Genomic DNA, 13,559 nt, shown 5'->3' with positions numbered 1-13,559 from the left:
CTAATTATGAAATGGAACCGAAAGATAAAAAATAAAGGCAACTTAGTTAATGCAGTTTAGATGTTTAACAGCTTAGTTGTCATAAAGGCCCCTATTTTCCCGTCAAAACATCGTCATATCGACATTCATGGCTATATTTTCTATTTTTCCTTAACTTCTCGACCCAGCCACTACCTTGCCAATCTTGTCTTGCAAAATTAAAGCGGCAGGAGCGGTCAAGGGCGATTTTTTGTTAATGTTGAACCTTGAAAGAATGCTTTTGCAACCATCCCTTCACGAATTGCTCGATCGATTGAATCTGACAGTTGCACGGTAAATCCTATCAAAAACTCAAGTTCAAACAGCTTGGGAGCGATTTTTTGGTACGCAAAGATGCTGGCTGGCTTAAAGTCAGGGTCCTGGCTGAGTTGATTTCTGAAATTTGCCACATGGTGAGATGACATCTTTGTAAAACCTGGGGGGAGGTGTTGTAAAGTAAGAACTAAATTCGATAAGTCCGCTGCGGAATCGGGAATATCGGCAGACAGAATATTGCTTCGATCGCTGGACTTGCGATCGAGACTTCGCCAAATCCACGGCCCAATGCAGCAGTAATTAGCAAACAGACCAATAACACAAATTTTTTTTCATTATTTTACCCTGTTGCTATTACCCCTTACCAATCTCTACATCACTCTACCCCAAAGCGCTGTCTTTTATTCCGCTGCTTCTAATTCCTCTAGTTCTTGCGTAGACTGCCATCCAGCTTGCCAGAGCGATCGGTCTTTGAGCTGTGCGGCGTTCAGCCAAAAACGGACATTTGGATCGCAAGCCGCCACCATTTCCGCAAATACCCATTTACCCTCATTTTTTCGGTTGACTACTTGGAAATGTCGCCACCCCCAAGTTTTTTGGTGTGAAGTCCATCGGGAACCCACTAAATAAGGAAATTTTTGTTTCTTCGGCACAGTATTTTCGTTGACAAATATATTAGAAAGCAAGTTAATTGTAATAACTCCTTCTGTTTGATGATATTAATTCCCTATCAAAACTCGTCTAATCCAATCCTCTCTCCCTCCCCTCTAGAACATAACAGACAATATAGAGGCGCTGCAGCTTACATCAGAGTTCACCTAAACTCTATCTGCAAGTAGATGCGTTTATTGTAACTTGCAGTAGTTTCGCCTCGGGTTTCAAAAGTAAGGGCAGTTCAATGACTGCCCCTGTAATTAGTTATACCTATTGAATAGGGATGATTTTTCACTCGATCCACAAATAGGAAATTTATGCAGCACGAGCTAAATCGTGAATCTCAAATCTAAAAGCAAATAACCCAGGTTCATAGTTGTGCACAATAATCCGTTCTGTGAAACTTAATCAAATCTACTTTTCGAGCAGGTTTGACCTTCACTTCCTGCTTCTGCCAAAGCGGTCGGCCGCTTCTTGTCCGCAGGCGTCTTTTCGAGCCCAACTCTCCCTACAAACATTTTTTCAATCTTCATCGTGTTTCATTGATCCTGTACAGCTCAATAAAAAAGCACTTTTAGGAAAGATTGACTAATTTTTTTCATTCTGTCGTCACCCTTTGATTACTTCCTTGTTAAGGCTTTTGGCCCGATAAATCCAGAGGAAGTTGGGGTAGCCGGAGCCGAACCGCATTTGTTTGCAGCCAGAGAGTGATGGCGTGCTTCCGCTGAGGAGTCACGTACTCTCCGGGTCTGATCACGCCAGCACAGACGCCGATGTTCTTAATAAGGGTCTCTCGCTCCGATGAACTTGCACCCTGTAGCAACCTGACTTGGGCTTTGATAAAATCCACGTTCATAGCTGAAAGTAAAAGTAAGTAAAGAACTCAGTTAAATAGCGATGCTTTGTTTCCAAGTGTAACTCTAAAACCCTTTGGTACGAATCTAATTGATTCAACATCCCCAGGATGGGGATCGGGGCCTCTAGAGCTAGCCAACTTTATTTACTTTATCTGTTTTTGTTAGCAAAAGTGTCACTATGCTAGCAATTTTGGCAGAATTATTCATAGTTAAGAACTGTTACAAATTTGGCTCGTTCCCGACAATACGGCAGAGTTTAGTGCTAACGCTACTCTCGTGAATTCAAAAAGTTTAGCCTTGTCTCCAACTCCTTGCCTTCTTAGGTTTTACCATCCTCCATTGGGTAGCGATCGCTCGCCGAACATTCCTCTTCGATTGCCCCTCTTAACATTCAGACACAACCACCTCACCCTATTGATTTAGATCTGCCCGTATGTCTCGCTGTGGACTATAACTTCAGGCATACGTGTTGTTACCTGGGCTACCATAAGCGAGCAAGTTTTTATTCTTGTTTCTCAATGATATATTTTTTTGCTTGTCTTGCAAAGCCCTTATTTGTGTTAATTAAGGCAGCTTTGTGATGTCCGCCCCAATGAAGAGTCGCAGCTTGCGAATCCAGATATTTTACGCTCTGTGGCGGTGAATATGTTTTCTGAATTCATTGGGGGCGATCGTTCGTCGGCTAGAATTGCCAGTAACGGCTCAATTTGTATAATTCATAACAGATCCGCCTATCTTAAGAATTTAAAAACAGCACCAGTTTAAACTGTCTTCAATCCGTCGATATCTCCTAATAGCTTCAAAAGAGCGGTAAAATAAATCAACTTTGCCTACCCACGTTCTTAAGTCGATTTTGCATTCGAGTTGGTGTATCATAGCCATTAAATATCGCCCAATTTGCTGGTTACTAAAGTTGAAACTAAGTCCTAATTAACCGGATAAGGTGAAGTTATAAAACACAACATTTCACTATTTTAATTACAAATTAAAATTAACTCATTGAGGACTTGTGCATCAACGTTTTTTGTTAAAAAAGTATCCCTACAGCCATCCTTATGGTAAAAAAAACAGTTTTTTGATTGTGAAGGGGCGGGTTTATGAAGATCCTGGACGTGGATTAAAGGTATTAATTAACCCGCCCCTAGGATATTTTTTACCTATAAAAAACGATCGGTCGGACAGCATATAAAATCCCCGAGCGCAGGATTTGCGGAGGCGAAATGGTGAATAAAATTATTGGTTTTAAATTATCGATATGTGTCCTCTTGCAGTGTCAAGAGGTATCTAGCGAGCGAGCGATCTGGGCTTTGTCGCTAAGATAATTTCCCGGTGGAAAACCGGGAAATTATCAACTAAATCAACCTTTTTTCTGGCCTTGCAGCTTAGTTTTCCAATTGGCGATATTCTTCTGAGCCTGCTGATAGCTCTTAGTACCCGACGGCACAAGCGAAGCAGCTTCAACTGCGTCTTTCAGCTTTCCTTGAGAGCCGCGCAACTGAGCAATTTTGAGAATACTTTCGCTCCACTCTCCAATCAACTGCTGAGCTTCTTCGTACTTCGGCTGACCGGGCTCAATTTTATTAGCTTGCTGGATGCCTTGACTGTAAGAAGAGGCAACCCCCCGCTTAATTTGACCCTTAGCAGCCGATAGCAAAGCAACATTTACGTTCTGGTCTTTGGATAGCTCCTCCCACTGAGCGATCGCCTCTTTCGACTGATTGTAAACAGGCTTATTGACATCCGGCATCAATTTAGCCGCCCCGATCGCTCCCTGGAAATCGCCCCGAGCAGCCCGCCCGTTAGCTATATCCAAAATCGTTAAACTCCAGCGCTCAGTATCCTGCTGAGCCTGCGGGTAGAGCGGATCGCTAGGTGGAATCGTTCGAGCCTTAGCCACCGCCTTATTAAAACTAGAAGCCGAACCATCCTTGAGGAAAGTTTTCGCCTCAGCCCACACCTCCTGGCTCGAGGGCGGCTGCTTGGTTCCAGTTCCTGCTTGCACCGCCCGCGGTTGGTTCTGCGACACCCCAGCACCAGCAGATTTTTGAGATCCAGAGTTTTGGCCATTTTGAGCAGCCGATCGGGGATCTCCTTCCTGCTGACCGATAAAAATTGATTTGTTCGTCAGAAAAACACCCAACAGCAGCACCAAAGCCGTAGCAGAGCTCCACAAAATTAGCTGTTGCAAAAAAGACTTATCCGACCCGCCGTTATCCTCATTCTCCGGCTTTTGCAAGTTCGGTCGATCGCCCCCCCGATCAGCAGCGCCCACAGCATTCGGCTGCGACACAGGCGGCATCTCAACCGACGAATCCTGAGCGTTGCGAACTGCCGGAGGCAGATCCATTCGAGCCGTAGCCGTCGCCATTTCTGGGCGATCGAAGCCATCAGCCGTATTAACCGCCATATTGCCATTGCGTCCTGCCAATACAGCAGTTGGCACTCCAGAAGCATCCGGCAAAATCACCAAATTAGCCTTTCCTGGAGGATTCACCACCATCAAAGGTTCTTGTTTAGGACGCAAATGGTGGTCGCACAGCTCCGGCAGCCGATCGTTCAAAAAACGGTCTAAACCCTTAAGGGTCATGCACTGTCCCGAGCGCAGTCCCTCCAAAAGCGCCGTCGTAAAAAACCCCTGACGCAAAGCCGAAGTTTCCCGCGAAACTTGATTCGGGCGGCAAGAAAGCACAGTCGGAATTTCCAGTTCCCGCGCCAGCTCTGCCGTTTGAGAGCCGATCGTGTCCCCCGCTTTCACAGTCTGGCTGCGGTTCATATCAACCAGCACCAACACTGTTTCGGTAGGAGCGTTTTTCAGAGTATTCAACAGCAACTCTACCGGAATCCCGGTACCCGGAATGTCAGCCGGATTGCCATCAACCGGCATCAAATAATCCTTGCCTTCATAGCTGACACCGTAGCCGCTAAAAAAACACCAGAGTAAATCTCCATGTTGCAGATGTTCAGCGCAGAGGCTTTGAGTCAACCTCAGAATATTTTCCCGATTCGGATATGTAGATTGACCCCACAACGACGGCGAGCTATCGGTCATGAGCAGACATCCATCCGGCGCAAAACCCGCCTCCTCAGTCAAAAAACCGTACAGTGCCTCTGCATCCTCTTGGGCATAACTCAAAGGCTGGAGTAACTGATATTGATTGATGCCTATTGCAATACAAGCGTGATGTTTCATCTCCATATGCCCTATATATATAGTGGACAGCTTGCACAAAACGATAACACATAGCCGTTTAAGGTTATACCCACTTTCGCCCGCAGTCAGATACCAGTTGTCCGAAGGCCAAAGTCCCAACAAGCGCCCAAATTTAGCATCCTACAATTTAAAATATTTATATTGCAGTAAAAAATTATACCCTGTGCCTGCCTTTAGAAAAATGACGTTAAATTGGATACACAGGCCAGTCTATTTGACTCTTTTTTTCTGAAAACTACACCAAAAAGGAATAACCCGCCAATGATCTCTATCGCCCAAAAAGAAATCTCCGCCCCCAGCGAATCGCTACTGAAGCAAAAGCATCCTAAAACTCACAGCCACTATAGGTTCCAGGATTTTTTTTCCTTCGATCACCAAATAGGTACAATTAACGACTGGAATAAGTCGCGCAACATTTTTACCAGCGAAGACTTCATTATCGGTTTGGTGGAGGGACTCGAAGAAGAAGTAGGCCCGGCTTCCTCTGTCATAATGTATACTATTGGTTGCCATTGGGGGCTGCAAGATTCTGAATTTTTTCAAAAATGGTTTAGTGCCGAATTCAACCAGAACATCCGCCAGTCAAATCTCCTGTTTCTGCTAGAAACTTGGTGGTGGCCTTTCACTGCTCAAGGTTGGGGTCGCTGGGAAGTTGACATGAGCGATCGCAAACACGGCTGCATCTTCATCAATATCTTTGACTCAGCAGTTGCTCGCACTTTGGGCGACGTAGGCAAACCGGTTTGTCACCTATATGCCGGTTTGTTCGCCGGTTTCTTCGGATCTCTAGTCAAAAAGCCTCTGAGCTGCATAGAACTCCAGTGTTACTCAATGGGAGAAACATATTGCAAGTTCCTGCTCGGCAACCCTGATAAAATTGATGCAGCAGCATTCTGGCTCAACGAAGGTGCCAACGCCCGCGATATTCAAACTCGACTGCAACACGGTGAAATATTGCGGTAAACAACGTGGAAAGGCACATCCCCTGCCCTGCCTTTCCTCCCACCAATTTCGCGATCGAGAGTCGGATGGTGGGCCTCTCCAGGCAGGAAAAAAGATGAAAAGTCAAACTTCATGGTTGGACAAGTCTGTCCAAGATTTCTTTGGTCACTATAATTGGTTGGGAAAACCTTTAGAAACCCAAAATGGCTCGACCCCCGGTCAAGTTATGACTTTAACCCAGCCAGTAGCAGACTTTTTTCAAGCTATTTCTTGGGAAGGAATTCCCGAAGTAGGCGCCCTACCCCTACCGCCACCCTTGTCAGTAATTTCTATTTCTGAACCAGCAGAAGTCACCATTGATGACCTATTCGACCTGTTTTAATCTGTGTGGGAAATGGAAAACAAAAAATATGGCAATCCCTCATCTCTCGTTTTTCATATCTCCTCTCTCAAAATCCCTCCGTTAAATCCGTTAAATCCTGTACACTGCTCCTTGCCGAACTTCCTTCTTTATATCAATTACCGATTACCACTTAATAAAAATCATGCACCCTGAGATTGAGTCGCTGCTGGATCAGGCAGAAAACCGCTTTTTAAAAGGCGAAGAGCTCATAGCTTTTAAGCGTCAAGCTGCAACTCTTGCCCAGCGCTTAAAAATTTACGAATTTTTGCGAGATAAGGAAGCAAGCATCTTCCAACCAATAGCCGACAAGCTACAAGAAACATTCCCCGACGAAAAACAAGAAACCTTAGAACGATCGCTCAAACACTGGCTGTTAGTTTTGCGGTACTGCGCTATGGCTATGCTGCTGAACGATCAAAATTTTCTAGAACAGCGCCTCCTAGATTGGCTTTCCGGCATAGTCGAAGCCCACCAAACTCAAAAGCTCGAAGCAATTGTTTGCGATCTGCTGCAAACTCGTTTAAAAGAACTGCTTTCCGAGCAAGCCAGGGCTATATTACAGCCATTTTTAGACCAAGCGCAGTCAATTGTTATTGACCAAGGTAATAAATAAATAATCAGCAAATTCCCAATTCCCAATTCCCAATTCCCAATTCCCAATGATTAATATTGCCGACTTGCTCAAACAGCCTCGACTCCCTGGAAACTACTTTGCCAGCGATGCCTACGTCCGAGGCGACCTCGAACTCGGCTTGCTCGAAAACCGCCGGGGCGATCGGCTCATAGCACTCCCAGAAACGCTGATTCAAGCCATTTATATCGGCTTAGAAAAAGAAACTGGTCAAGCCTCCCGCCTCGTGCTTTTCAACTGCGGTCGCTGGTGGGGTAAAAACTTCTACGTGCGTTTTTGCGAAGAAGTCAGCGAATACTACGGTCAGCCAGTTTCTGAAATGGAAATGGTAGAATTTCTTCAGTCCTTGCAACAGTGCTGGAAAACTCACGGATGGGGAACACTTGAACTCGACCCCAGCTATTCCGAACAGGGCTTTTTAATAATAAAAACTGCTAACTCTCTTTTTGCCAAAACAGCCCCCAAGTCTAAGCAGCCAGCCTGTTTTCTAGAAGCAGGTATTTTAAGTTCGTTCTTTAGTCAGCTTACAGGTCGAGAACTGCACTGCCTGCAAACCTCGTGCGAATCCTTGGGTTCGGACTGCAATCGCTTTATTTTAGGGCTGCGCGATCGCCTCCAACCAGCAGATATTTTCCTCGAAGAAGGACAAGAACACGAAGCTATTATCAGTCAACTTTCCCAAAAAAATTGACTTATTTGACAGCTATTAGCAACCAACTAATAGCTGTCAAATCGATGGCTACCCAGCCATTTAATCCACCATCATCAAAACTGTGAGTTAAATTATAAAAAAGCTAAAGAGTTGGAAAATCCTATTTTAGCTATTTAAAGAAAACCAAAATATAACTAGGAGCTATAGAATTCATAACTGATCCTAGAAACTCATAAAATTTAAAAGCAATCACAACCTAAAACATTTTGCTAGAACTTAATGGACGCCAACGAACTTCTAAATCGATATGCAGCCGGCGAAAGAGATTTTAGACTGGCAAATCTGCGCGGCATTGTCTTGAGTCCGATCGATTTATACCGTTCCAGCGATGCCCCAACTCTAATCATGGCAAACCTCAACCAACACCAGCACCGACCCTACTTAATCGGTGCTAACCTCAGCGGTGCAGACCTCACCAAAGCCCATCTGAGCCGAGCCAACCTCAGCAAAGCTGACCTCAGCGGAGCCAATCTCACCGGCGCCAACCTCATGGCAGCAAGTCTCAGCGGAGCCAATCTCACTGGCGCCAATCTCACCGGCGCCAACCTCGCCGGATGTCACCTGAATTGGGCAAATCTGACCGGAGCAATTCTCCCCAAGGCCAATCTCGCAGGTGCTGATCTGAGCGCCGCCAACCTTACAAAAGCCGATCTGGGCGAGGCAAATCTAAGTAAAGCTTATCTGATTAAAGCCAATCTCAACGGGGTCAATTTCAAAGATGCCTGCTTAAGTTTAGCGAGTCTCAAAGAGGCAGACTTGACCGAAGCACAGCTCACCGGAGCTGAATTGTTCAAAGCCAACCTAGCCGGAGCCAACTTAACCCGTGCTAACCTCAGCAAAGCCAAGCTGTTGCAAGCTAACCTCAGGCGAACTAACTTCACTCAAGCCTATTTAAACGGCGCGTGCTTGAGCGAATCAGACCTCAGCGAAGCTTGCTTGGATAGAGCTAATTTGTGCAAAGCAGACCTGAGCAAAACCTACCTGAGAAATATTACTTTGAATGGCTGCCATTTAAGCGGTATCAACCTCAGCGGGGCAGACCTCAGCGGTGTAGACTTAGGCCGCAAACTTTTAACTGGAATTAATATGGCAGAGGCATTGTTGAACGAAGCCAACTTGAGCGGTGCTTATCTGATGGAAGCTAACTTGAGCGGGGCTAACCTCAGCAAAGCCAACTTGAGCCTAGCCTATCTGATCAATGCCGACCTTTCTAATTCTTGCCTGCAGGAAATTGACTTGAGCAAAGCTAACCTGAGTAAAGCCAACTTGCAGAAAGCTGACTTGACAGGAGCCAACCTCCGGGGAGCCATTCTCACGGAGGCGGATTTGAGGGGAGTGCAGTTGATTGGAGCCACTCTTCCTAACGGCACAGTTTATCGCCATTAACCTGTCAACCCCCTTGATTATTTGCCGAGTAAAGTGCGGTTGTTGTCCAGAATCGGAAAAAATAAGTTCCTTTCTTCCACAGTGAGATATTGTTTGAGTACCTTTTTCATTACATCGTAGGTCACGGTCGCAGTATTGCGAACTTGAACAGCGCCTAAAATAGTTTGCAACCAAAGCAGGAGCCGATCTCGCAACCGTTCATTATCGTCAATCAACATTGCTGCTGCCGAATGCCTCAACACCTGCACAATATCTCCACGGCACTTTTGGGTCACATCTTGAGCCCCCCGGCGAAATAAATTAGGGTCGAGAGACTGCATTTGTGCTTCCACTTGCCGCATAATTTCTGTTTCAGACGCTTGAATTTTTTTATAAGCACTGATCCGGTGATTCAAAGACTGAAAGTAGTCTTTCAAAAATTGGAGTTCTTCAGCACTGGCGTAGCGTCCGTCTGCTTCCGTGCTCAAACGCGCAAGTTGGCTCAACATAGATTTTGCTCTACTACTAAAATACAAACATATCAGTTTTAAGCTTCTTTAGTCCGAACTAAATACTGTCCTACTTGGAAGCGGGTTTCATTAAGTTGTGTAACGATCGAACGAGTAATTAACTTTCCCGATTCTACAACTACTTTACCCGTAATTGGGTGTAATAAATCTTGCTGGGCCCGACGGCCGATGAGAGCTTCGACATTTTCAATAGCATTAATGTACATCCCCGCAGGCAACTGTACAACCACACCCTCGCCCATAATTTGAGCCTGACAAGCAAGTCGCGAATTGGCTTTAGCTGTAGTAATGACTTCCAACGTCCTCCTCTCGCGGCGGTTCATGTCAGACAAGCCTTCCATGCCTTCTTTAATGTAAACGTGGCAGGTAGCGCACATTCCCCGCCCCCCGCATTCCTTGAGAACGTCTAAGTCTTTGGAAAGTAAGGCAGACAGGATATTCGATCGGGTTTCGACTGCCATTTCCTCCGCAATTGGATCTAGTTTAATAATTTTAACCATATTGATTTTTGTTCCTGTCAAGTTCAGTATTTAGCAAGTAGGATCAACATATTCATAGCCAATCAAAATTGGGCTAACACTCAAAAATGTTAAGATACCTTGACCACAGCATCGGCTTCTGGCTTTCTAACCCCGATTGCATAACCGTGCTTCTGTTTTGGTCATAGGTGTTCCGTCGCCCCGATTCCCAAGCTTAGCCTTGAAAAGCTAAAAGCTTAGATTGTTCTTTGACTGTCTTGAAAAAACTGTAATAGTCGCGATCGACTAAAATAGCAGCCACAGGTAGTTCCATCTCTGGCACCCTAATCTGGCAAGATTGATAGTGATTCCGAGACTCAAGGATTTTAGTAGGTGCGACTGTGCGATCGCTCTCAAGGAGACTGAGAATGAACCTGAGATAACATAGGCTGTACCTGGCGAGCAATTCAAAAATTTGAATTTTTGTCAGAATTATTTACATATTTTAATACTAGCTCAAGCTTTTTCTATAATTAGACCGATGCAACATTCTAAGTACCGCATTTTAGGGCTAGTCGGACAAGGACAATTTGGTCGAGTCTTTTGTGCCAGCGTTCGAGAAGCTCCCGCCCAGGACTCCCGCCTCACCAGCCAACTGGTTGCTCTCAAAGAACTTAGTCATCAAAAAGCCCCAACTAGCGAATTCTTGCGAGAGCTGTGGTTTCTGATCACCTTGCAGCACCCGAACATTGTTACCTGCCGAGCTCTAGAACACACAGCTACAGGCAGGTACTTGGTTATGGACTACTGCGAGGGAGGAACCCTCCGCAACTTGCTCAAACAAGACCGCCCCTTGCGTCTGCTCGAAGGTTTGCAGCTAGTCATGGAAGTTTTAGCAGGCTTAGACTACGCCCACCGCCGAGGCGTAGTTCACTGCGACATCAAACCCGAAAATATCCTCCTAACTTTAGGAGCAAAAGGTTGGTCGCCCCGGCTTTCTGACTTTGGCATCGCGCGTCGGCTGCCAGAAATTGGTACCACTCGCCTCCACCAAGAAATTTCTCCCGACGCTACCGTAGGTTCCCCCGCTTACATGGCCCCTGAGCGGTTTTACGGTCTTTTTTCCCCGATGTCAGATATATATGCAGTAGGAATTCTGCTGTTTGAATTGCTAATGGGCTACCGCCCTTTCGGGGGAACCCCCGGAGACTTGAGGTGGGCGCACCTGAATCAACGCTTGCAATTTCCCGACGCCATCCCCGAACCTTTGCAAGCAATAGTCAAAAAATCTTTAGAAAAGCTGCCAGCCCGCCGTTTTGCCAGTGCTTCCCAAATGGCTCAAGCTCTGCGGCTGATCATGTACGACCCCGCTGTCAGACAATTGGGCGACTGCATTATTCCCTGGGAAAATCCCACAACCAGTGGTGATAAAAGTCTGAAGTCGGAAACTGACTCTTGGCTGGAAGTTGAAGAGGAAAAAGCATCACAGTCGGCTATTAATTTACTTGAAACTGTACGCTATTCGCTTTCGCAGCCCAAGCCACTGATACTTCCTGCACCGGTGACCGCTTTAATTGCCACTGAAAGCTATCTCTATGCTGCTGTAGGTACAGAGGTGAAAGTTTGGTGTCAGCCGGGAAAACAGCTAGTTACAGGAGAAATGTCTACTTGTATTTCATTAATGCCGGAAATCGTGCGCCGCATTTTACCTGCTTCCCACGGCTGCTGCGTTCTCACTCCGCAAAAACTTTACTGGCTCAACGAGGACTCTTGGGAGCCTCAGTGCCTGCTCGATATGGGTTTTAGGCAAGGCCCAGATGCTTTAAAAGCTGCTGTTGACTCTCACGGCAACTGGTTGACAGTAGCGGTGCCCGGCGAGCTGCGTTTTTATTCTTTAGCTGCAAACAGCACTGCGGGCGATCAGGAAAAAGTCCTGAAGCTGATCGCTACTGTGCCGTTATCAGAACACTATTTACCAGAATTAATCTTTTTGGATCGGCGACACGTCTTAGCCGTTTGGCCGGACAACGAGCCAAAAAATCCCCAAACTATTTTTAGAGTTTACACTCGTCGCGGCACGCCAGTGGGTTCTGTGCGGTTGTCTGCCAGCATCGGAGAGATGCTGTTGACACCTGAGCCTTATACTTTGCTGGGAATTCCCCAAGGTGGTAAAGCGGCGGTGCTGTTGATGAAGTTGTGGCCGCTCAAGATAGCGCGAATTCCCCTTGAAAGTTTGCCCGTGTCTGCTTGTGTGGCTAATTGGGGATGGGTATTGGCAGATGTTGGGGGGCAGATAGAAGTGTTAAACAGTCAAGGGATTCAAGTAGGGAATTTTACCAGCCCCGCCTCACCCCGGGCGATCGCTCCTTGGGGGAATAGAGGTTTGGTGATTGCTGTCAATACTGATGAAGAGAGTCACTTGCACTTTTTAGATGTAGAGGTGGAGGAGACTAACTCGCGATCAATCATCCAAGGCTGATAGTTAGAGTCGATAGGAGCATTGCTACTCCTACCTCTCCTTCAATTAGAGTCGATGCCTGTGTTACCACGGGACACCTCTGGTTCAGAACGCGGACGTGCAGCTTTGACTGCATCCGGCTCCTAGTCTGACACCTAATAAGTCGGGTTTAACCCATTAGTGACAAGTTAAGGTAATGAGTAAATTGTCAATAGGGTATTTACATTAAGTAAAAAATGGATGAAACTCATAACAGGTAAGTAATTGGGGATGGAGACGGGCCATGACCAAGACTAGAACTACAAATCGAGATCACGCCAAGAAGAAACAACGGCCAATGATAGAGGATGAAGTAATTGCCCAACAACTCGAAGCATTACTGACACCAGCCATGCTCAACCAGAAAAATTCCTACCGTCAACTGGGGCTCAGAGACCGCATTCTCAACTTGCCCCTGATGATGGCTGCGGTGTTAACCTTACTATGGCGAGATGTAGCAGGGGTAAGAGAACTGACTAGAATGTTAACTAGAGATGGTTTTCTGTGGTGTAATCCCACCAAAGTCAGCCAACAAGCACTCTCACAAAGATTTTTCACCTTTCCTGCCGAGCTATTTGAACAAGTATTTAAAGACTTATTGCCCAGGTTAAGAACAAATTGGCAAAGCAGAAATCAACGAACCTTACCAGAAAGTATTCAGTTTACATTAACAAAATTTGAGCAGATTTGGATTATAGATAGTTCAATATTAGAGGCATTGTTTCGGAAATTATCAAGTTTAGAAGAGACTAAGGTCGGACAACTGGCGGGAAAAATAAGTACAGTAATTGATGCGAGCAAATCGACTACCAGTAGAAATTTGGTTTACCGAAAATGCGAAAGAATCTGATATAAAACTTGAAGAAAATATCCTCAATTTAGTCACCGGAAATACGTTGCTATTATTAGATAGAGGATTTTATCACTTGAGTTTTTGGTTGAGATTAATTGAGCAAAAAGTTAACTTTATTACGAGAATAAAGAAAGGAGCAGCAATCAAAGTAG

At 45.7% G+C, this 13,559-nt stretch carries 11 protein-coding genes and 1 pseudogene; 7 read left to right on the top strand and 5 right to left on the bottom strand.

The features are described 5' to 3' along the window. Positions 1-481 precede the first annotated feature (481 nt). From QUA78_RS29870 to QUA78_RS29860, 3 genes are all read right to left on the bottom strand, one after another. Positions 482-616 (bottom strand): hypothetical protein, encoded by a 135-nt coding sequence (locus tag QUA78_RS29870; RefSeq protein ID WP_333305145.1) that lies wholly within the window; start codon positions 614-616, stop codon positions 482-484. Positions 617-695: 79 nt separating this feature from the next. Further along, the gene (locus QUA78_RS29865; protein WP_172189000.1) at positions 696-947 is read right to left on the bottom strand and encodes a TIGR02450 family Trp-rich protein; all 252 of its coding nucleotides are present in this window, start codon (positions 945-947) and stop codon (positions 696-698) included. Positions 948-3,162: 2,215 nt separating this feature from the next. Beyond that, positions 3,163-4,995 carry a peptidase C14 gene (locus QUA78_RS29860; RefSeq protein ID WP_333305141.1) on the bottom strand — a complete coding sequence of 611 codons (1,833 nt, stop codon included), beginning with the start codon at positions 4,993-4,995 and terminating at the stop codon, positions 3,163-3,165. Between the two features lie 282 nt (positions 4,996-5,277). Between QUA78_RS29860 and QUA78_RS29855 the strand changes: the two genes are divergently transcribed. The 5 genes from QUA78_RS29855 (at position 5,278) to QUA78_RS29835 (ending at position 9,090) form a co-directional block, all read left to right on the top strand. Then, positions 5,278-5,979, top strand: coding sequence for a V4R domain-containing protein (locus tag QUA78_RS29855; protein WP_172192651.1), 702 nt, complete (start codon positions 5,278-5,280; stop codon positions 5,977-5,979). Positions 5,980-6,073: 94 nt separating this feature from the next. Next, complete coding sequence (locus QUA78_RS29850; protein WP_333305139.1) at positions 6,074-6,340, top strand: hypothetical protein; 267 nt, start codon at positions 6,074-6,076, stop codon at positions 6,338-6,340. A gap of 163 nt (positions 6,341-6,503) precedes the next feature. Beyond that, complete coding sequence (locus tag QUA78_RS29845; RefSeq protein ID WP_333305136.1) at positions 6,504-6,974, top strand: phycobilisome protein; 471 nt, start codon at positions 6,504-6,506, stop codon at positions 6,972-6,974. Between the two features lie 46 nt (positions 6,975-7,020). Continuing rightward, positions 7,021-7,683, top strand: a complete 663-nt coding sequence (locus QUA78_RS29840) for a V4R domain-containing protein (protein ID WP_333305134.1) — start codon at positions 7,021-7,023, stop codon at positions 7,681-7,683. A 240-nt stretch (positions 7,684-7,923) separates the two neighbouring features. Continuing rightward, on the top strand, positions 7,924-9,090 hold the full coding sequence (locus QUA78_RS29835; protein ID WP_333305132.1) for a pentapeptide repeat-containing protein: 1,167 nt from the start codon (positions 7,924-7,926) through the stop codon (positions 9,088-9,090). A 17-nt stretch (positions 9,091-9,107) separates the two neighbouring features. Here QUA78_RS29835 and QUA78_RS29830 read toward each other — a convergent pair whose 3' ends face one another. Continuing rightward, a complete protein-coding gene (locus QUA78_RS29830) occupies positions 9,108-9,578 on the bottom strand; it encodes a phycobilisome protein (RefSeq protein ID WP_333305130.1) in 471 nt (156 codons plus the stop codon). A 38-nt stretch (positions 9,579-9,616) separates the two neighbouring features. Beyond that, positions 9,617-10,099: a 2Fe-2S iron-sulfur cluster-binding protein gene (locus QUA78_RS29825; protein ID WP_172192644.1), complete on the bottom strand. Its 483-nt coding sequence runs from the start codon at positions 10,097-10,099 to the stop codon at positions 9,617-9,619. Positions 10,100-10,598: 499 nt separating this feature from the next. Here QUA78_RS29825 and QUA78_RS29820 point away from each other — a divergent pair, with 499 nt between their 5' ends. Together QUA78_RS29820 and QUA78_RS29815 are read left to right on the top strand one after the other, a co-directional pair. Further along, complete coding sequence (locus tag QUA78_RS29820) at positions 10,599-12,536, top strand: serine/threonine-protein kinase (protein WP_333305128.1); 1,938 nt, start codon at positions 10,599-10,601, stop codon at positions 12,534-12,536. A 316-nt stretch (positions 12,537-12,852) separates the two neighbouring features. Then, a pseudogene (locus tag QUA78_RS29815) lies at positions 12,853-13,559 on the top strand (transposase); the annotation flags it as partial.

Origin of the sequence: Microcoleus sp. K4-B3 (assembly GCF_036704615.1) — a bacterium.
GTDB lineage: Bacteria > Cyanobacteriota > Cyanobacteriia > Cyanobacteriales > Microcoleaceae > Microcoleus.
This window is presented reverse-complemented; position numbering and strand designations above follow the sequence as displayed.

Coding starts and splice junctions, on each gene's coding strand:
- QUA78_RS29860 (WP_333305141.1), bottom strand. CDS start 4,995: ATGAAACATCACGCTTGTATTGCAATAGGCATCAATCAATATCAGTTA.
- QUA78_RS29855 (WP_172192651.1), top strand. CDS start 5,278: ATGATCTCTATCGCCCAAAAAGAAATCTCCGCCCCCAGCGAATCGCTA.
- QUA78_RS29850 (WP_333305139.1), top strand. CDS start 6,074: ATGAAAAGTCAAACTTCATGGTTGGACAAGTCTGTCCAAGATTTCTTT.
- QUA78_RS29845 (WP_333305136.1), top strand. CDS start 6,504: ATGCACCCTGAGATTGAGTCGCTGCTGGATCAGGCAGAAAACCGCTTT.
- QUA78_RS29840 (WP_333305134.1), top strand. CDS start 7,021: ATGATTAATATTGCCGACTTGCTCAAACAGCCTCGACTCCCTGGAAAC.
- QUA78_RS29835 (WP_333305132.1), top strand. CDS start 7,924: ATGGACGCCAACGAACTTCTAAATCGATATGCAGCCGGCGAAAGAGAT.
- QUA78_RS29830 (WP_333305130.1), bottom strand. CDS start 9,578: ATGTTGAGCCAACTTGCGCGTTTGAGCACGGAAGCAGACGGACGCTAC.
- QUA78_RS29825 (WP_172192644.1), bottom strand. CDS start 10,099: ATGGTTAAAATTATTAAACTAGATCCAATTGCGGAGGAAATGGCAGTC.
- QUA78_RS29820 (WP_333305128.1), top strand. CDS start 10,599: ATGCAACATTCTAAGTACCGCATTTTAGGGCTAGTCGGACAAGGACAA.